The sequence below is a fragment of the Streptomyces sp. NPDC034099 genome (genome assembly GCF_055575415.1).
Window position 1 is genome coordinate 63051 of the sequence record NZ_JBVISR010000018.1, and the last position, 22496, is coordinate 85546.

Annotated in this window: 1 protein-coding gene (only partly in view); it reads left to right on the forward strand. The window is 71.2% G+C overall.

The window, feature by feature from the left end; translation table 11 throughout:
• Positions 1–22496, forward strand: partial view of a lonely Cys domain-containing protein gene (locus ACZ56V_RS35230; protein ID WP_468947683.1) — the 5' portion only. Its footprint extends 5314 nt past the window's final position; only the first 22496 of its 27810 coding nucleotides appear in the window; it begins with the start codon at positions 1–3; its stop codon lies beyond the right edge, outside the window.

Genomic DNA, 22496 nt, shown 5'->3' on the forward strand with positions numbered 1-22496 from the left:
GTGTCTTCTGAGGACTTCCAGGACGAGAACTGGGACCCGAACCCCCTGTACGAACTGGGCAACGCCTGGATCGCGTTCGGGGATCTGCTGGACGAGCAGCTGGCCGCGATGTCCAGCGCCGACTTCGACATGTCCGACTGGTCCGGAGACGCGAAGCGCGCGATGTCGTCGTCGTTGATCAACGGGCTGGAGCCGGTGGTCTTCGAGATCGTCGAGCAGTGCTGGAACATGGGCGAGTCCATCAACTACTACGCCCTGTTGCGCACCGAGCAGAACGTGTCGCAGACGAAGGAGTCGCTGGCAGTCATTCTCAGCGCGGTCTTCGGCCTGCTCCTGGGCGTGATCTTCTCCTTCGCGGGCGAGATCATCGGACTGGTCGGCCAAGCGCTCGCGGCCGTCGTCTCCGTCATCGGCAGGGTCGGCGCGGTCGTCGCCAACCTCGTCCGGTTCGTGCCTCAGGTGGTCGCGGACCTCGGCTCGAGCATCGGCAACGTGGTGGTACCGGTGTCGCTGCGTGGTATCGGTGCCATCACCGCCAACACGCGCAACACGATCGCGAACTACGGCACGTTCGCGGCGAACGCGGCCAAGACGGCGTACAAGAACCCGTGGCTCAGGTACCCCGCCAACACCGTGAAGTTCGGGGCCGAGTTCGTCGCTCTCAGCGCGATCACCACAGCCGCGGCCAACGGGGCAGCGGGGATCCACACCAACTGGGAGCAGTGGCGTCCCGTCCCCACGACCAAGGAGGGGTGGGCCGAGTTCGCCACCTTCGGCGCGGTGCTGGGGCCGGTCGGTCTGGTGCTGAACAAGGGCATCAAGAGCCTTCTGCCCAAACCGGCAGCCGGGGGCGCCGGCGTGAACACGCCCAAGGTCGGGACCCCGAACGTCGGTCTCCCGTCGGTCACCCCGCGCCCGACCGGCTCAGGTTCCGCCTCGGGCTCCGGCGGAACGATTCCCCGGGGTGGCCCCGAGAACCGGCCGATCGCCCCCACCGGGCTGAAGGCCGACGGACCGCCGGCCTCCACGGTCGCGCCCCCGGTCAAGATCGTCACCAATTCACGGCAGAACGCCGCCGAGACAGATGGTACTCGGCCACCGGGCACGACCACCGGCCCCAGCAGCCCACGGTGGCCGCTGCTGAACCGAAGCACTCCGGAACCGGGCACGCCGGTGCGCCCGGGGCCGGAGGTCCCGGAGAGCTCCCCCACCAGTCCGGTCGTGCTCCGGCCCGCCGCGTCCGTACCGAGGTTGCCCGAACACCACACCGCCCCTCCGGTAATCTCCCGTCAGGCGTCCTTCTCGGAGCCGCCTGTGTCCCCGCCGCGAGCCGGAGAGCCGGTCGGCTCCCCCACGGCACCGCCGACGAGGCCGGTGGGCCCGGGCGAGAGGGCACCGGTGTCTCCGGAACCCCCGGTGTCCCCGCTCAGGCCGAACGAGATACCGCCAGGCACCGGAACGCCCGTCTCTCCGCTGTCACCGATCAGGTCCGGAGAGCCGGTGGGTTCGCCCGGGACCCCACCTGTCTCCCGCCCCGGCGAAGCCGTAACCTCCCACGGAACGCCACCCGTCACCCGCCCCGGCGAACCCACAACCCCTCACGGAACGCCGCCCGTCACGCGCCCCGGCGAACCAGCCGCAGGTCATCCGACGCGGTCCGTGCAACCCCCGCGTTCCGGCGAGCAGGAAGCGCCGCACCTGCCGTCCAGGCCGTCGCGCCCCCTTTTCGAGCCCGAAGTCGTGAACGGCGACCGCGTGACCGGCAACCACCCGGCCGGTGCCTCGCACGCACCCGCCAAGCCGACGCGCACCGGGTCGGAGCCCGTGACCGGGGACCGCGCCGCCGGCCCGCTGCCGTCCGGTGAACCGGTGCGCCCGCAGGCCCCGAGTCCGGCTCGCATCACGCAGACTCCGCAGTCGCCCCGGATCGACACCACGAACCTCGACCCGGTGGCCCACCGGGGAAGTACCGGGGCACCCGCCGAGCCAGTGGCGGGCCGCACGACGCCACCGGGCCGTGTGCCGGAGGAGGCCGGGCGGACCCCCGACGGTCTTCGCACCCCGCCGCGGCCCGCGGCGGACACACGCTCGACAGCGCTGCCCGAGCCCTCGCAATCCGGCCGGGCACCTGCCCCCGAAGTGTCGTCGACCGGCCGTGGCAGGACACAGGTGTCGCCACCGGAGCAGGCGGGACAGCCGGTCCGTACGCCCTCGGACCACGGCGCCCCGTCGTCCGACCCGGTCCGCGGCACGCCGAGGCAGACGCCGGGCCGGGCGGAGCACGACCCGGGCGGCGCACCACGCGGCCCCGAGCCACAGCGGTCGTCGTCCGCTCAGGGCGGCACCACCGGTTCCGGCACGCGCGGTGTGCCTCAGGAACCGACATGGGCGCCCGGCTCCTCGCGTCCGGTCACCGGCGGCGAAACTGTCGAACCGGTGTCGCCGGGCCGTACGGCGCAGTCGGCAGCGCGGTCCGACGCGGCCCTGCGGCCGTCGGACACCGTCCGCTCCACCCAGTCCCGTACCGGTGAGCCGATTAGCGCGTCCGCTTCGCCGGACCCGGTCCGCACGCACTCCGGCCAACGCGGAGACGCCCCGGTCACCTCCCGTTCCCGGACGAGCACCGACCACGTGGCGCCAGCTGCGGAGCGGACCCGGGCGCCCCTGGACCAGGAGGCCGGCTCCGGCAGCCGCGGTGGTTCCCGGCCCGAGCAGCAGCGGCCGGTAGACCGGGCCGCGACCGATCCCCTCGATCCCGCTCGCGTCGGCGACTCCCCCGAGCGGCCCGACGGGCCTTCCACCACGGAGCCCAGCCGGCCGACCGAGCAGCTCGCCGCAGGGACCGACCGTCACAGCTATGTCTACGACCGGGACGCCACCGGTCCGCGCGAGACCTGGGACGCCGCGGCGCGCGATCTCTCCGAACAGGCTGTCACCAAGCTCGAAGGGGCGCAGCGCCTGTTCCAGGAGCGTGCGCGGACCGGAGACAAGGTGTGGGAGGCCTACCTGGAGCACCGGCGGTCCGGCCCCGTTCCCCGGGAGCGTGACGGCGTCCACGACCTGGAGGCCCGGGTTCGCGGGGCCGGCGTGCGCGGTGATCTGGTGGACCCGGTGGTCGAGGCGTCGCGGAACGCGGAGAAGGAGTTCCGCGACGCCCCGCCGGCAGATCCCGGTGAAGCCCTCGGCGGCACGGTCACCCAACGCTTCCACGAACAGTCGCTTCCGTCGCTGCTGACGGAGAAGCTCGAGCCGGTGCTGGCGGGCGGCGACCACAGGTTCTCGCCCTCGGAGCTGGCTGAAAAGATCTTCAACACGAACGACTTCGCCCTGCCCGAGAAGTGGGCCCGTGAAGCCTCCGTGCCACCGGACCTGGTCTCCCTGGTGGCCGACGGCTACCGGGCGGCCCGCGCCGAGACATACCTCGCGCCGGAGGGCGTGGGCCAGGGGCGGTCGACCCCGCTTCGCTCGGACACGGTCCCGTCCCTGGACCGGCTGGCCGCGGCACTCGACCGTCAGCTCGGCACCCGGAACGACGCTCCTCCCGCGCGCGACCTCGCCGACAGCGTGATCCGCGCGGCCGAACGGGAGCGGGCGGACACGACTCAGTCCGTCTACGCCGCGGTCAAGCAGCGGTTCGACGCCCGGCTCGAGTCCCTGCACGAGGCGTACCACAACGGCAGGACCAGTCGCGAGCAGCTGAACCGCGAGGTCGGCGAACTGCTCGCCGGGGTCGCGGACGAGTTCCGTCTGGAGACTCACGTACGAGCGCTCCGGGACACCGCAGCACGGGACTTCGACCGGGCCCTGGCCGATCCGGCAGGACGGAGCACCCTGGACCACCTCTTCGGCCGGCGCGTTCTCTCACCGGTCGACGAGGCGAGGGTGAGGGCCGAGTTCCTGGACGAGGTCACAACCGGTGCCCTGGACGCCGCCGCGCGCGCGAAGCTGAACGGCACCCCCGTGTCCTCCCGTGCGTGGAACACCTTCACCGACCATGCCAGGGACACGTACCGGGCCCAGCGGGCAGGCATCCAGACCCGCCTGGAGCTGGCGGAGAGTGGAGCCCGGTCCTTCGACCTCCTGACGGACTCCCGGAGTGCGGAGCGTGATTCGGGCGATTTGGGGTCGGTGCGCGAGGAGTTCCTGAAGGAGTACACCGACGTCACCAGGACCCTGCCCGACGGCCGTGCGGTGCGCACCCTCGCACAGGCCGAGTGGACGGCGCACGCCCGTGATCTGGCCGGACCCCTCAGGGAGTTGGAGGAGCGCTGGGGGGCGCGGCTGGAGGCCAAGTCGCTCGAGGACAGGCTGACGGCCGCCGCGCGCGACGCCAATGACGCCGAGTGGGTGGCGAACGCCGCCTCGCGGTTCGGCGGCCGGGGAGAGGTCCGCGACACGGTGCTTGACCGACACCTGGCCGAAGTGCGACAGCGAGCCGAGCAGGTCACCGGCGGACGGCCGCCGAACGAGCTGCCACGGGAGACCTGGGAGGCTTACGCCTCGCGGCTGGAAGCGGCCCACGCCGAACTGCTGCCCCGGCTGTCCGGGCGCTACGACCTCGAGGCCGGCCTGCACCGGATACTCGCGGAGGGGGAGCGCCGGGTACACGACGCCACGGGCCTGCCGAAGCTGCGGGTTCCCGACCAACGGGTGGCGGACGAGTTCCGCAACACGCTGAGCGAGGCGTACCGGGAGCAGGTCGGGCTGCCGGAGAAGCCGTACCGGGGAGGGTCGTACACGAGAGACTGGTGGGACCCTGCGGAGCTGGCGAGGCGTGAGGCGGAATTCCGTACGACGACCTTCGACCCGTACGCGCGCACGCTGGAGCACCGGCTGGCCTTCGAGTCCGACCTGCACACCTCGCTGGAGGGCGCGGCCGAGCGGTTCCACACGCTGAGCAGCAGCGTGGATCCGCACACCGGGCGGCCCGGGCGGACATATCGAACGACGGAGGGCACCCTCGACCGGCTGGGCACCGAGTTCCGCGCCGACTGGGCGACGGAGTTCCACCGGATCCACGGCCCCACCGGACGGGACGTGGCCGCCTGGCTGGAACGCGAGCGTCTGGACGGAGACGTGTTCGCCACCGGCCGCCGCGAGCACTGGGACGCGTTCAGGGCCGAGGCAGACGCGGCCCGGACGGCCCGTGAGATGGCCGAGCACCGGGCCGCCATGGAACAGTGGCGCAACAGCCTGCGGCGCAACTACGCCGATCTGCTCCAGCGCGGGGACGTCCTGCGGGACCTGGACCACCGGATCGACACCGGCCTGAAGTCCCTCACCTCACCCGGGACGAGGACCGCCTACCAGGCGTATGCCCACGATCTGCGCGCCCATCTGGAACGGAGCTGGGCCGAGACAGTGAACAGGGGAGGCGTCTTCGACCGCCGGGCAACGGTCGACGAGGTTCGGAACCGTCTGGACGCGATGAACGACGCGGCGCTGCGCCAGGAGACCGAGTACCGGGCGTGGCGGGACACTCCCGAGTGGACCGTGGACCTTCGGCAGCAGCAGGTCGTCCGGGTCCCCTTCCAGCCGTCCGAGCCGCTGCCGTCCTGGGCCGGGCCGGACGGTGGAGCGACGCACACCGTCCGCACCGAACCCGTCACCGGCACGGTGCGCGAGACCGGGCCCCGGCGGGCCACCGGTTCCGGCACCGCCACCACCGGCACGCACGACGCCGCGCTCCTCGCCGAGTCCGGGGCGGCCCGCGCGCTGGAGCACTTGCGAAGCGACCTCGAGGCGCGGGAGTCGGCGTACGTCCGCTTCGACGGGCGTCTGAGCCACTTTCCGGCGGTCGGCGGCGGCACGCGGGGCGTCCTGGAGGACCGGGAGTGGTTCGCCCGAGAATGGGCCCGGACACCAGCGGCGGCCGACCGCGAGCGGCTCGACGTAGAACTCGACCGCCGGCTGGCCCGGCACCAGACCGTCGCCGTGGCGCACACGGTGTTCGACGCGGCGTTCCCCATCGGCATGCGGCAGGTTGACCCGCGGCACGACGCCGACCTCACCGCGCTGCGAAACCGGTTCGGCGGGGCCGTCGCCGACCGGATCCCCGTGACCGACGAGGCCACCGGCACGCACACACCGCCCTCCGACGCGGTGGTGCTGGAGCACGCCCAGGACTTGGTGGAGGGATTCCGGGACCGCCACGAACAGGTGATCGCCGACGGGCGCCGGCGGCAGTACGCCCACCGTGCCTTCGAGCGGGCGCTCGCCGCCGCTCCCGAACGACGCTACGAGGTGAGCCTGGAGCACGGTGCCCCCTCCTGGGGAGCGGGCGAGGAACGCCACTGGTACGCGGGGCAGTTGCAGACCCTGCGTCAGGAGTACACCGAGGACTGGATCGCCGCCGCGCAGGCCCCCGACCCGCGAGTGGCCCGGAACCGTCTGGACGCCGGCGCACGACAAGCGGCCCGGGAGCTGATCGCGCGCACCCCGGTGGCGACCGGAATGCACCGTGTTGCCGAAGCGGCCGCCGAGGAGCGGATCGCGGCCCACTGGCCGCGTGACGTCGCCTCCTGGTACCGCGACGAGGCGCGGCAGATCGTCCAGGACTCCGCCCAGCGGCTGTCCGGGCTGTCTCCCGCCGCCCGCGACACGACCGCGTCGGACCTGTTCACCCGGCTCGACGCGCTGCGGGACGTCGCACACGCCCGGGCCCTCGCACACGAGTCCTTCGACCGGGCCGTCGCCGCGCAGTCCCCCGCCGCGGCATCGGTCACCCACCACGCGGCCGCCGGCTGGGCGGGCCGGCGACTCGATGACGTGCGGGAGCAGTACGTCCGCGCCCACCTGGCCGCGCATCCGTACGTGCGCGGACAGCAGGGCGAGGCGGAGGCCACGGGGTCCGCGCTCGCCGCGCCCTCCGCGAGCCCGCTCGTGCGAGCGCCGTCGTCCGCGAGCGAGAGCGACTGGCGCACCCATGCCTGGGAGTCCACGCAGCTCTCTCTGTACCGCGACTACGACGACGTCCTCGCCCGGCTCGCCGCCGAGCGGCACACCCCGTCGGCGGACCGGACCGTTGCCGTCACCGGCGGCCGGACCGACCGGGCGGTCCCGCCTCCCGTCGCGGAGGCAGACCAGCAGGCCTTCGACGTCGCCTTCGACGCCTGGAGCAACGCGGTCGCCCGCAGGAAGTCCGCGCCCCCCACCGACCAGGTCCGCGAGCGGGTCCACGCGGCGTACGCGCAGGACCTGCTCGCCGGCCGGGACCGCGCGAGCGCTCTCGCCGCGCTGGGCGACCGGCTGCGGCTCGAAACCGCGCGTCACCACGCCGTACGCCGTGGTACGGCCGCCTTCGAGCGTGCCCTGCGGCTGTGGAGCAGGGGTCCGCACGAGTCCGACACCACGACACCGTCGTACACCGTCACCGAGGAGTTGCTCGCACAGGCGCAGGAGCGTGCCCGCCGGGAGTTCCATGAGGAGCTCTCCCGGTCGGTCCACCACGACCTCGGCGACGTCGCCGACCTGGGCGACGGCCTGAAGGCCGCCTTCGACCGCGGCGCACCCGCTCTGCGGAGGCTCACCGACGCCCTGCCGGAGCGGTTCGGCCTGCATGCCTCGTACGTCGCGGAGACCCAGCGCGTCGGTGGGCTCCTGGTGCGCGAGACCGACGCGGTCGTCGACGAGATCACCGCCCTCGCCTCGGCCCGGACGGGCCTCGCGGCAGCGGCCGGCACCGTACCGTCGTCCCGGCTCTCCTCGGAGAGCCGCGCCCTGCTGGACCACTTCGGCGTTCATGTCGCCGCGCCGTCCCCGCGGGGACGCGACTCCGTCCTGGAGCAGATCCGCGGGCGGCTCGACCAGACCTTCACCGACCTCTTCGGTCCCGGGTCCGACCTGCCCGTGGGCCCGTCGACCCGGCTCGCCCGCTGGAACACCGAGGTCCAGCGGCAGACCGCGGAACTCGCCGATCGCCTCGCCGTCCAGACGGCCCGTGAGGCTGCCGCACGCCGGGCTGCCGACGACGCGGAGCGGGCTCAGGAGTCCTGGCTGACCGAGCCGCCGGAGCAGGTGACCGAGTTCCTGCGCCGCTTCGGCACTGAACCCGGTGAGCAGCCGCAGACCCTGCCGCGGCACGGCACGCCCCATGGGGCCGAGATCCAAGCCGCCGACGCCCTGTTCACCCAGGTCTTCGGCGTGCCCGGTTCCGCCGCGCTGAACCTGACCGAGAAGCTCGTCAGGTGGGAGCGCCGCTACGCGGCGACGCTCGGCGACACGGAGCGGCTGAACGCCCGCACGACCGCGCGGGCGGCACGCCACACGGTGGAGTCCGGGGCAGACCGCCTCTTCGGCGAGGGGCTGGCCGCCTGGCAGGCGCATCACCCGGACCGCCCCCTCACCGACGAGGGCGTCGCCAGGGCGCGTGCGGGGCTGAGCGAGCGGACGCTGAGTGCCTACGACTCCTTGTTCCCGGACTCGGCGACGAACCTGGACGACCTGACCGGGAACCTCGCGGGGTGGGACCGGCGGCTGACCTCACTCGCCCGGGACCTTCCCGCCCACCTCGCCTTCGAAGCCGAGGCGTCCACGGCCCTGCGCGGTGCCGGAGCGGCCTTCGCTACTCTGGCCGGCGGTCACGGGCTGCTCGGCGGCACCACAGGGCCGGAGCACGACCGGCTGGAGCACGCCGCCGAACGCTTCCGCCACGACTGGTACGAGGCATACCGGGTGCTGTGGGCGCCACAGGACCTCTCCCGCACGTGGGCGGACCAAGAGGCGTACGACACCGACGGTTTCGGCGCCGGGCTGACCCAAGCGCAGCGGAGCCTCACCGGCGTCGGCAGCCCGTCGGTCACGTCCTACGACTCCGCCCTCACCGTCTCCCACAAGTCGCTGCCCACGCTGGCCACGCTGGAGTCGTTGCCGGACGACCAGCTCGACCAGTTGGCGAATGACACGGCGCTGGTGGGCCGGTTGCGGCGGGCGCTCGCTCCGGAGGAGTACGCCCGGGTGGTGGCGGCGTTGGCCGTGCGGGTGCCGGCCGAGGTGACGCGGCCCGAGGCGGCACGCGAGGTGGCGCGGCGTCAGGTCGCGCGTCTGCTGTGGGATCCCGAGGTCGCGACGCGGTTGCTGAACGCGGGGTCACGCGTGATCGTGGTGCCGAAGAACACACCGCTCACGTCAGTGGAGCAGTTTCGGAAGCTGGCGGGACAGCTTCGTCCCGACGGCAGGGAGTGGGACGAGACCCGTGGCGCGGCGGGGTCGGTCGCGGCCGTGGGCGAGGAGAACCTGCTCGGGGAAACCTCGTCGGTCGTCCCGGACGAGGCTCTTCACTCGGACGGCTACTCGCTGACCGTCCACGAGGTCGCCCACCTGGTGTACGAGACCGGTCTGGACGAGCAGGACAGGGAACTGGTCCGGCAGGCCTACCGGGACACACTCCTCTCCGCCCACCGGGCGGAGGAAGCGGCGGCCAGGGGGTTCAGGCCGAAGAAGAAGCAGAAGAACGGCCTGGCCTTCCCCGACGGGGACTGGCATCGCCTGGACTCCCAGTGGAAACCAGTTGGTGAAAGCAACTACTCCAGCAGGGACCCCTGGGAGTTCTTCGCCCAGGTCGCCGGGACTTTCCTGAACTCCAACAAGGGCCGGGACCCCCATACGGGGCTGAGGCGGAACAACGGTGGCGCGGAGTGGGTGCGGCGGCACCAGCCGTCGCTGCTGCCATTGCTGCGACGGCTGTTCGGACCCGGCGGACCGGCCGGGGAACGCGCGAACCCTGTCGCGGCCACGCTCGCCGAGAGCGAGAGCGTCAGGAAGCTCCAGGAAGCGCGCGGCACGACGGAGGCAACCGACAGGTCCCAGCCCCGCGCCGCGACCGGGGTGCAGGAACTGACAGCGGCCCTCGCCGGGCTCACGCTGACCACGTCCCGGCACTCGGACCACGGATCAATGTGGAACGAGGCCATGACGTTGCTGAACGAGGTGCGAGCGACCGACCAGCGTTTCGGCGGTAACCACTTCGACCTGGACGGCATCGTCAGAAAAGTTCTCCTCCTCGACCCGGATGCCGCCGTGACCGAGACACTGCAGTGGCAGGCGGTGCAGGCCACGCTCCGCGCGCGGAAAGCGGGAGAGGCGTCGACTCTGGCGGAGATCGCTGTCCACCACGCCTACGACACGGGCATCCTGCACGACGGCTTGGGTGTCCTGCGGACACCGGACGGCTACATGGCCGGCAGGGACTGGACAGGCTACTTCTCCGGCTCCGTGGTGGACACGAGCAGGACCGGCATCCGACGCGTGGACGGTTCGAAGCAGGAACTGTCGCCACCGTGGGGTTCCGTGACGTTCGTATTCGTGGGCGAATGGAAGCCGGACAGCGGAAAGTTCGCGATCCAGGATTCACAGGAGCATATCCGGCTCGTCGACCCGGATGTGTTCACGCGCATGCGCCACCGCGAACCCGGGCGGGCACCGTACGCCGAACTGTTGGAACTGATCATCGACGCGAAGGACGAAGGCCTGGCGACAGAGGACGCCAATGCCCTGAAGGTGGTGGCCTGGCAGACAAACAACTGGACCCTGGAATCCCTCGACCGCAAGGGAGTACTGCACCCCCTCCTGGCTCCCCCGAGCCCACGAAAGCTAACGTCGCAGTGGCTCCCGAGCCATCCGGGCCACCTCGCGGACGATCCGAACGCGGTGATTGAAACCGCCGACGGCAGGGTGATCCACGATTCCGACGTGGAGACCTATGGTTTGGTCGACCAGAGCGGACGAGCACGATTCGGCGAAAGCTACCGCGCCGAGTGGGACACGACGAACATCGAAGCCGAACTACAGGACATCTCCTTCGCAACCCATTACATATTCGGACAAATTCTACCCACGGGGGGATGGTATCTCCCCTCCCAGTCACCGATACCCTTGCCACGCTTCAACAGCGCTTCCCTCCTGCACGGCGACGGCACATATTTCTATTTCTCAGTCAACGGCGAGTACGTACCAATCCTGCCCCCGCAGGCAGGAAAGTTCCTGGACCGACGCAGGAAGAAATACGGCCTGGGCTCAGGCTCGCCGGAGCTCCTACTCAGGTGTTACAAGCCTGAAATGTCCGATGGGCGAGACACACTGAGGCACGCATCGGATGCCCAAGAGGTGGCCAACAGGATCAACGCCGCCACAATATCGCCCAAGCGTAACGTCGGACTGACGAAAAAATACGGCAGAACAGTGGTCGCCGTCGAGGGAAAGCCAGGAGAAAGGAATTTCACATGGGACGTTCACTATCCGGAACCTGACGCCGAGAACTTGTCCCGTCTCGCAGATCTCGCACGTCTGCCCAATTCCCTTGGGGACCGGCAAGAACGAGCCCTGCGCTGGGTGAGGGCCCTCAGAGAGATTTTCGGCCCGACCATCGACTCCGGCCCGAGTACCAGGCCGCAGTTCGAAGATTGGGTCCGCGGGTTCGGCGTCCTGGAGACGCGGCGGATCAACGGTCCGGCCGACACGGGACCGTTCACCTGGCCCACTCTGCGCACCGCCGTGGCGGAATACGCGGCTGCGGAGGCCTTGGACCCCGATGAGTTCGAGTTCCTGCTGGACGACGTACTCACCCACGCGGTAAGGGCTTCCGGGGCCCGCAACCGTTCGAACCACTCCGGCTTCCACGCCGCGCCGTCCGTGTGGCAGGGCAACGCCGACGACGCTAACGAGACCGAGGTGTGGGAGGGCTATCGCGCCCTGTGGGACCGGTCGGAGGACACCGGCGCGGCGGAAACGACATCTCAGGAACCGCTGTCCCCCGCCTCCTCCGCCCCGGACACCAAGGAGGAGGCGGCCGCCGCACCGGACGCCCCGAGCGTCGAACTGACGCCGTACGCCCGCGACTACGGCGCGCTGCACGACGGTCACGTCGGGCATGTCCAGTTCGAGAAGACCCCCGAAGCGGTCCTGCGCGGCCTGCACAACCAGATTGTGCGCACGCTCGGCGTCCCACCGGAGAGCGAGGACGGCAAGAAGCTGACGAGTCGGCTCGAGGAGATCCTGGGCGCCGCGGACATCGAGCGCCACCGGCCCGCTCTGCGCAGCAGCCAAGGCCACCGCGTCACCCTCCAGCACGGCGGCCGGACACGCCATGTGGACATCCGGCTGGCCCACGGCGATGTCCTTCCATTGCCGGAGCAGTACGGCACCGGCACGGTGGCTGTGTCCGGCTTCCAGATCGAGCGCAGGGCCGAGGCGGCGCAGTCGTCCTCCGCCAGCGCAGAGTACGGGAACCACCGCAGGATCAGCGTGCCCTGGAACCTGATCGAGTCGGTCGACCGCGCGGGCCCGCTACGTCGCGCGGAGGTCACGGTGTCGACGTCCGTGACCCACAACCAGCGCACCTCGTCCGTGAGCGTGGGCGAGACCTTCCAGATCGTCAACCGGCACCGCTCCAAAACCCCCTCCCAGCCCCTGTCGATGGACGCGTTGTGGCAGCTCCGGGAGCCCGGTTCGCCCCCGTCGGACGACTGGCAGCCGCAGGAGTCGCACGGGCCCGTCGTCGGCCGGATGCCGCGCTACCGTGCCGCCCTCGACGGCACCGTCGCGGACCTGCCCGAGCCCGCCGACCTCGATGACTTCCCGCTGTGGGGTGCCGACAGTGTCGGCGAACCCTCCCGGCTGCACACCGAGTTGCTCGCCGACGAGCGGTTCGCCGAGCTCACAACGCTGAGCCCCCAGTCCGCGACGGCCCTCGAGGACTTCCTTTCCGAGCCCTACCTGCGTGCCGTGCCTCAACTGCAGAGCAGCGGCGGCGTGTTCACCGGCCTGCTGGACGACGAGCAGGGGAACGTCGTCGGCTGGGTCGCGCTCACCGCACGGATCGAACCAGGACGCCCACTCGTGCAGAGCGGGGACGGGGAGTTCCTGCTGGAGACGAAATTCGTCCAGCAGGCTTCCGTGAGCCAGTCCAAGAAGCTCACCAGCGGCATCACCCTGGACGGCGCGGGCGGCGCCACGTTCACCACGGATCACGAGCTGGGACACCCCCACTACACGGCGTCCATCGGCGGCAGCGTCGCGGCCCGGGCCAGCGCCGGCGGGCAGACCGAGCAGGAGATGCACCACGCGGGCTCGGCGGATCTGGGGAGCGGGTTGCGCACGACCAGCAGTCACCTCCTGACCCCCAGCACAGTCACCTACGAGTTGGCCTTCCACCGGGCGGCCGGGGGGACGGTCCGAAACAGCTTCGGCCCTTGGGCCGACGCCCTGCGGCTGCTGCTGCCCCCGCGGACGACCATCGAGGGACACGCGCCCGGCCCCCACGAGGTGCGGGAACTGCCGGTACGACTGGCCAACCTGGAGAGCCTCGGTTTCGGGGAGACGCCGGTCAAGGCCGAGGGCACCGACGCCCTCTTCGACCGGGCTGAGGAATGGTTGCGCAATGAGGGCTTCCTGCCGCCCGCGCGGCCGCGGAACTCCCTGGCCACGAAGGCGGGGCTCGACACGGCCCTGCTTCGCGAGCAGTCCGACAACGCGTTGCGGCTCGCACGGCAGCGGACCCGGTACGAATTGATGTCGGCGATGCCAGAGGCGGTCGACGGCGGGCACGATCTCTCGTTCAGGAAGACCGATCCGGTGCTCGGCACGCGGCAGGTCACCCTGCGGTTCACGGCGGAGCGCGACACCAGCAGGCGTGTTGACCACACCCGTGTGCTTCCCCACGTCAACGTCAGCGGGACCAGTTCGTACGAGTCCAAGGCCGGGCGGAAGCACGGCCCCACCTGGAGTGGCGAAGTCGGCCTCGGCGGGGGCGGCGACTTCCCGGCCATGGGCGGCCCGGAGATGGCAATCCTCGACGTCGCGGGGACGAGCGGCCACGGGCTGACCCGAGCGGGATGGGACGACCAGGCGTCCGGCTACGACCAGCTCATGGCTTCCCGCAACGGCAGTGGGGGTTTCACCGTCCCGGTGCGGTACGGGCTGGACCTGTACGAGGGGGGCAGCGACACCCCGCTCGTACGGTTCGCCGACACGGCCGGCTCCGACACCGCCGTGACGGATGGGACGAACACGGACGCGGCGCCCGATCCGGGGCGTGTCCTGGACGGGCGGGGGACGCTCACCCTGCTCGTTCCGCTCGACACCACCCTGGCTCCCGGCAGCGCCCCGGCGGCCCGGACTCCGATGCCCGTCATCCGGCCTCTCGTCGAGGACGGCGGGTCGGCCGACGACCGGCGACGACTCATGCTGGTGGACGAGCAGGGGAATCCCCTGCCCGAGCTGATCCGGCTGCCGGAAGGAGCCGTGGTACACGCCGTGCGGGCCGTCGCCGCGCTGAACCTGGCCATCGACGAGGCCCTCGCCGGCAAGATTCCCGGCGGCCGGGAACCGGGAGTGGTCGCCCGTACGTTCCAGGACGCCACGAACGCTCTGTCCGTCGTGGCCACTCCGGTCATCACCACCGCGCAACGCCGTCTCAACACTGCCCAGAGCCTCGTCTCGGCCCAGTGGTCCGGACTCGTCAACCAGAACTCGGAGATCGTCACGATCCTGCTGAACTCCCCGCTGGCCCCGCACTGGCGCCTGCCGTACCGCTGGGCCACCCTCACCTACAAGTGGGCGTCCGAGGCTCTGGCCCACGTGCCCAGGAACGCGGTGGGACTACTGACCGCACGGGCACGGCACGCCGCGATCCGGCCGGCTCAGCTGATCGCGCGGGCCACGCAGATATTCGGCGGCCGCTACCTGGTGGAGGGTCTCACCCGGCCGGGCCTGGCCGCGGACCAGGTCATGACGCTGGAGATCGAGGGCTATCTGCACGACCCCGCATACCTGGGAGCGCGGGACGCGTCCACGGAACAGGGCACGGCCTCGTCCAGGTTCACCGGCCGGTCGGGGGGCCGGCACCGTACTCTCCGGGGCACTCTCGCCGGTCAGTACCGTGAGCCCGGAATCTTCGGGGGCGGCACACGGCACTCGAGCTCCAGCGGCCAGTACTCCCATGCCCTCGGTGCCGACGAGGACCACGCCGTGGCCTCCGGAACAAAGGTCACCCGTACGTCCACCCACACGGGTACGCACCATTCCGTCGAAGCCGACGCGACGCTCCTGGTGACGGTCCGGTGGGGATACCGCACGTTGCTCGCGTCCGCCGTCGGGCTGGACGAACGCCCGCCGAAGAGGGTGGCCGTGCACGTGCCGCGCGGGGTGACGTTCTCGGCCCCCGAGTCGACCATGGCCCGTCATGCAAGATGGTTCGGCCGGCTGACGGGACTGACCCTCCCTGCCCTGCCCCCGCGGACCGTCCCGTTGCCGGACTGGTTCACCCGCACTCGCGAGCTCGGAAACGCCGGCGTCCTGGACGTCACGGAGCTGACCGACGGCCGGGACCGGGTACCGGAACGGAACCGGCTGGGTCGCAGGCTCACCGAGCTCGTGGAGAGGGAGGCACCGGGCGCCACCCGACCCGCGACCGTGTCCGGGGTGGCCGGCTGGATCGCCGACGCCACGTCGCCCGGGGCACTGCGCTCCCTGCCGGGCCGGGGCGCCGGGGGCGCCAGGTACGTGTTCGCGCATCCCACCTGGACCGGTATGCGACTGGTCGAGGTGTCCTTGGTGGCCACACCGGCGCTCCAGACACCCGGGCTCCGGGCACTGCGGGGCAGGCCGACGGAGGGCGGCGGTCTGGAGCAGACCAACACCACCGTCGGCCGGGACCAGACGGACACGCTCGCCACCAAGCGGACCCACCACATGGAGGTCGACCCGGTCACCCGCTTCCTGCGGCCGGGCGACCCGGACTACGTCGACCGCGCCACCCCTTCCGTCGCGTGGGCCGGAACCCGCGACCGCACCCACACGACCAAGTTCACGAACGAGGCCCGGTTCCGGACGAAGGCCGACAGCGTCGCCGACTTCAACGTCGATTACGTCATCACCGGGTCGGTGCGCTCCGAACTCGTGACCGACTGGCCCCCGAACCTGATCGGTGGCCTTGTCCAGGGTGCGTTGCTGCCCGCGGGAAATCCGCAGGACTCCGCCACGGAGCGCCTGACCACGTGGGTCGACGGGATACTCCGCGGCCGCCCCGGGACCACCACCGACGCACAGGCGGAGATGGTGCTGAGGTTCTCCGCCACGGAAGCGGCCGTACCGCGCGAACACCGGGGACCCCGTCCGCCCGCGCTGGTCCACGAGAAGCCGCAGCCGGCCGGACCACGCCTCACGCCGACGGGGAACGTCCCGGTCTACAACTTCAACGCGCTCAGGGAACTGTCGCAGGCGCTGCTGGAGGTCGCTCCGGATCAAGCCGCGTCATGGGGGCTGCGGCCGGACAGCTCGCCGGAGGCGCTGGCCGTCCTCCTGGGCGAACTCGTCCGGGCCCAAAGACTCCCTTTCGGGCCGACGCCGCTCACCGGGGACGATCCCGCACCCGCGATGCCAGGCTCCTGGCCCGCGGAGGGGACCGACGCCGTCCCCACCCTCTCGGTCGAGCTGTACCAGCCCAGGCCGGTGACCGAGGCCGACGACATCGCGGTGGACCGGTCGCGCAAACAGTCGCGCAGCAGTACGTCCGCCTCCTCGGCGCGCAGCGCCTTCGCCCTGGGCGGCAGTTTCGGTCTCAACCTGCGGTCGCGCCAGCGCAACTGGCTCACCCTCGCCTTCCCCGTCCTGACCCCGCGGCCCCCCTCCCTGGCCACCGCCACGGCCGCGGCTTTCACCCAGGAACAGTGGATCGATGCCAGCCGGACCACGAAGACCGAGGGCACGTCGGCACGCAGGAGCTACGAGACGCTGCTCGACACGGTCATCACGGTCCGCGGCCCGCGGGGCGTGCGTTATGTCACCGGAAGCGCGACCATGCGCCTGCCCGAGGCGGACATGCTCGGCTTCGGCGTCACCGCGGCGCGGCCCGACACCGGGATCTACGACCTGCCCGCGATGCTCTCCGGGCAGGAGACCGAGGACCTTCGCGACTGGACGCGGCACCCCGTCAGCGACCTTCCGGACGTGCTGGCCGCCGGCATCGACGGGCAGGGCTCCTCGGCGCGGTTGTGGCTGGCACTGGACGACGACTCCGAAGGGCGTCTGCTGGCGCGCGCCCTGTTCGTCGCCTCCCGGACAGCTGTCCGGGCCCGCAGGCCGGTGGAGCTGATCGTGCGCGACGGCGGGTCCCGGAGCCATTGGCCGTTCAACACCGACGGCGACCTGATGGACGCCGAGGAGGCCACCAGCGCCGCCCGGCAGGCGCTGCGGGAGACCGTGGACCTCTACGTGCACGCGTCCGACGCCGAGGCGCGGCTCGCCGGCCGGGAACAGGAACTGGACGGTCGGCGGACCAGCGCGACGGCTGCGCTGCGCCGATACGAGGAGGCCCTGACCGCGCCCCTGCGTGCGCACGAGGAGGCTCGCGACGCGCACGCCGACGCCGTGCGCGCGGCGGAGAGGACCCGTGCGGCCACCGACGCGACGGTTGACGAGGCCGAGGAACGCCTGACCCTGGCCGAAGAGGAGTTGAGGAAGGCCGAGGCCCTGCCCACCGCCGACCAGGTGGAGCGGGCCAAGCTGGCCTACCTGCAGGCGCAGGCGGAGGCACAGCGCATCGAACGCGCGTCCGCGACCACCGCGACCATACCCGCAGGTCTGGAGCGGGCCCAGGAGCACGCCCGCAGCGCCCTGCACCACTGGAACGGCCTAGAGCGGCGGCACCAGGGCCGTGACAACGCCGTACGCACCGCGCGGGCCAATGTGTCCGCCGCCCAGGACTCGCTGGCCGCGCAACGCGAGGAGCGGGTCCGCCTCCAGCGCTGGAGCGAGACCGCGGTGAGGCTCGCCCGGAAGGCGGAGCGCTCCGCAGCCCGCACCCTGGGCAAACGGACCGCCACCCGCGACGCCGGTCTGACCCGACTCGCCGACATCGAGCACGACCTGCGCCAGACCCGGGCCGACCGGCGCATCCAGTCGGCACGTCACACCACCGCCTGGCGGGAACTGCCCGGTCTGGCGCTCGCCCTGCACTCCGCACGCCGCGCGCAGGGCATCGGGCCGTCGACCTCCCTCGACGCGTCGGTGTACCCGGACCCGGACTACTGGAACAGCCCCTGGACCGGTCATCGCGCGACCGCGCCCGAGGACCACGTCGCCTTCCATCCCGTCGCGGCGAGCGACGGGAGCCTGGTTGCCCTGACGTCGTTCGGGGCGCGGGACCGGGCGTTGCGCGCCCCGTTCTACGCGGGGCTGCGCGATGTGACGGAGTACTGGGAGTGGCGTGTCGAACCGGGCGGGCACCGAGTGGCGGAGCGTCGGCGGCTACCCGTCACGTCGGCGACCGGCACCGTGTTCTGGCTGTCCCATGGACTGAGCCTGGCGAACTCCAGCGGTGCCCGCGCCAGCACCGACCCGGCGGTGATCGTCCGTTACATCGCCCAGTACTTGGGCATCGGCTCCCCCACGCCCCTCCTCTTCCTCGGGTGTGCGGAACCGACGAGCGCGCAGCGGGTGGCGGGCATCGTCGACGCCCTTCATCTGCCGCACGCATACGTCGTCACCGGACGGACCGCGGTGACCCCGGCGGGCCACGCCGCGGACGGAACGCTGGCCCATGTCCACCTGCTGGAGGCCGCCGACGGACGCCCCACGGGCCTGCTGCGTATCTCCGGCACCGGCATGCTGGACATCCCACCGGGTCTGCCCCTGCTCCAGTCGGCCGACGAGGCCCCGACACCGCCCACCAACGACGCCTCCCCCTGGTCGGTGACGCGCTGGAGGGGCGCTGGTACGCCCGGTGCGGTGCGTTTCGAGGCGCTGTACGGAACCAGGGAATGGCACAGGCTGAGTACCGCCTTCGAGTTCCGGCTGGCGAGACACTTGGCATCGCAGGACCGCACCGTGAGCGCGATACGCGAGGCGGTCGGAAGGCTGTACGTCCACCTGGCCGAGCGGCACGGCCCCGCAGGAGCGGAACAGGCGTTCTTCCACGGGTGGCAGAGCGAAGCTGTGCCAGCCGGGCCGGACCTGATGATGCGCTACCTGGGCAGCAGCCCGTCCCTGGTCAGCCTGGTGTCCCGGTTCGGCAACGCGGTGGTCGGCCAGGCCGACACGGCGCTGCGCTACACCGCACAGGGAGTGATCGGCTCACCCAGGCCTCCGCACAGGCGTGGGCACCGCGGTGGCACGTACCGGACTGCGCACGACGCCTGCGGCTTCCGCTACGTCGGTGGCAGCGTGGGACCCGCTCTGTGGATGATGCAGGCCTACAGGGCGATCACGGCGGACAGGGGCGAACTCGAGCAGTTCCGCAGGGCCGTCGTGGCATGGGCGATCCTCACCGACACCCAGTCCCTCCACGAGGTCCTGCGCGCCTCACATCTGGCCGGTCTCAGTACGGAGTCAGAGCGCGTCCCGCTGACACAGGACGGCGCCCGCCTGCACCGCTGGGCCCAGGACGTCTTCGGCCTCGAGGGCCCCCTGCCGCATCACACGGTCTTCGCGGACCAGTCACGATTCGTCACCAACAGATACTCGGAGGACGACTTCGCCGTCCCCGAGGACGTAGTGCTCGCCCTGGACACGGCCTTGAACGGCGCTTCGCCCACCACCGAATCAGATACATCGGCTGGATTCGACACGCGAGTCCTCAGCGCCAGGGAGTGGCTGTCCAGACACGGCGACGAGGGAGAACGGGCCATACGAGCGCTGACCCCAGCACACCTCATCGCATTGTTCCGCTACACAAGCTCGGAATACACCCTGTTCAAGACCTATACCCAGAGCAGCCGCCTCGGACAGGCCACCGCACGGTGGATGATTCGCGACCGACTGTGGAAGACCGCACAACAGCAGGTCGACAAGGGGCACATTGAATTCGACCTGATGCTTTCCTTCGGGCTCGCCGAGGTGGGCGACGATCTTCGGTTGCTCGGCGAGCAGGAGAAACTACAGGAGCTGAGCCCGGAGGAGCTTCAAAACGCCCATGCCAACATCCGTCGCCGGGTGAACCGCGCCGCAGACCAGGTGATCACCATGCTGTCGCTCCACGTGGACATGGCGGTCGAAGCGCTGGAGATTCTCCCTCCCGTGAACGATTCGGTATGGTTCGGTGACTGGCTGCCAGGACCTGTCGACCGGCCCTTGTCGGATTCGCCGCTCGTCGCAGGCGGAACTATGCTCCTCCAACCACGGTTCCGCAGCACCAGCGTGAACACAGGTCGGGCCGAGTCCTACATGCGCGACTATCAGCGAAGTGTTTCGCCCGGCAACCATGCCCTGCTGGGGCACGTGGCTTCCTCGACAGCCGCTGACATCAGCCCCTTCTCCGCCTGGCCCGCCGAAGAAGAGGTCCTCTATCCGCCCGGCACCGTATTCCGAGTGATCTCACGCAGCATCATGACCGACGAGGAGACCGAGCAGCCCTACGCCTACTACGACCTCGCGGAGACGCCCCGCTACCCGGCGATCGAATATCACAACTCCGCTCCCGGCTCCGAGCCCGCCGCCGAGCCGCACACAGCAGCACTCGCTGCCGCGGGGTCCGACGATGCCATCGAGGTAGCGCCCGCGCGGACGGTCCCCGCGAACGCGGACGAGGTGACGCCGGGCAGCGGCCGAGGCTGGGACGCGGAGCTGCTCACCGGGGTGAACCGTGCCCTGGCCGCGCTCGGCCGGGAGCCGGTGGACGCGGCCCGGGTCGCGGCGGAGTTCGACCGGCTGCAACCGTGGCAGCGCACCAGGCCCATCGTGGAGCTGGCTCCGGACATCGCCCGCGCCATGGCGCGCGTCGAGCGGCCGGGGCTGCGCGGCGGCGCACCGCGGACTGACGAGTCCGTGACCGCGGCCGCCGGCCCTCAGGCGGAAGCACGCTTCGCGAAGCCGCTGACCGAGGTGTACGGTCCCGGCATCATCACGGCTCCGGCGTACCCGGAACTGGTGCGGGCGCTCGAATGGCTGGACGGCTTGCGCCGACAGGACCGGGTCCGGGCCGTGCGAACCGGGGCACTGGACCTGGACGCGCTCGCGCGACGGGTGTTGCTGCTGGACGACGGTGTCCCGGTGAGTCGGCAGCAGCGTGGGGAGGTTGTCGAGGCGGCCCATGCACTCATGGCTGAACCGGCCGTCACGGACATCCCCAAGCTGGTGGCGCACCATCTTGTGCGCAGCGGTGTGTTCGCAAGGGCCAGCCGGTTGGGGTCGGCCGGCCGGGAGCACGGAATAGTGTGGCTGGAGCAGGGCGCTCCCTCGCGCCTGGACATGAACCGGGTACGCGAGGACAGCGTCGACTCCGCGGGCTCCAGGCGTCGGGGCAGGGAAAAGTGGGCGGAGTGGGCCCGGAGTGACGGACTGCCGCCGTTCACGGTGGTGGCCGACGGCGGGCCCGGCGGGGTGAGCGTGCCGTTCGGCGGCTGGCGCTGGGCGCCCTGGGACGTGGTGGGTGAGCTGATCCCGCTGCATCCACTGCTCAACGGCATGCCTCCCGACCTGTGGATCGTACTGGCCTGGTCCGGCTCCGGCGCACGAGGCCTGGAGTTGCCGCGCCTGGTGGCGGACCGTGCGCGCCGAACGGTGGCGTCGATCAGCGGCGAGCTGGATCCCTCGGGCAAGCTCCTCGCCTCCGTGGTGCGGCCGGCTGTGCCGCGCAGCCGTTGGCTGACCAGCGAACCGGGAATGGTGAGTCCGTTCGATCCTTCCGAACCCAACTGGGTCCGGAACATGGTCAGCCACACCATCACCGGTTCCCGCCCCGGCCGTGGACTGCACTTCGACAGGCCATGGGCGCAGTCCCATCAGGGAATGCCGTCCTTCGAGACCGACGCGCACAACATGTCGGGCCACCAGACCGAGGTGGTCCAGAAGAATCCGGCCACGCACGTGGAGACGACGCACCAGCCGCATACGCGGGTGACGTTCGCCTATGCCCTTGATGCCCACGCCTCCCTGTCGGGCATCAAGGTGCCACAGGAGGACGGCAGCGAGTACGTGGCGAGCGGCATCGAGTACGCGCGGATGGTGGCCCGGCGGCCGAGCGTGCGGATATTGCGCAAGGCCAGCGCCGAGGACGACGGCGAGGCCATACTGAATGTCCTGTGCCTGACCGGGGCGGCCACCGAGCCCACCCGTGCGGACCCGCACTCCGGCGCGCGGGCGCCCTATGTCGCCGATCCGCTGTCGACCATCTCCAAGGTCCAGGAGCTCGCCAACGAGACCCGGAACATGGTCTACGGCATGAACCGTTTGACCGGGTATCTCGGGCCCATCGACCGGCGTCGGGACATGGCGTGGACCGACGTGGCGGGCCGGGAGACCGGAATGTCGCGGGTGGCCCGACCGGAGCCCGCGGCCGAGGCTCTGAACGCTCTGGCCGAGGTGGCCGGCCTGGTGGCCGCCGGCGATCCGGCGACCGCTGCGGACCGTAATCGCGCCCTGAGACTGGTTCGGGCCCTGCGGTGGCTGTTCGGTGCGGACGTCGACCGGGATCCAGAGTTCGACGATCTGCTGCGCGGTGCCGGCGCGCTGGAGCGGATGCGCGAGTCCGATCCACTGCTGAGCGGGTTCGGACCGTTGACGCT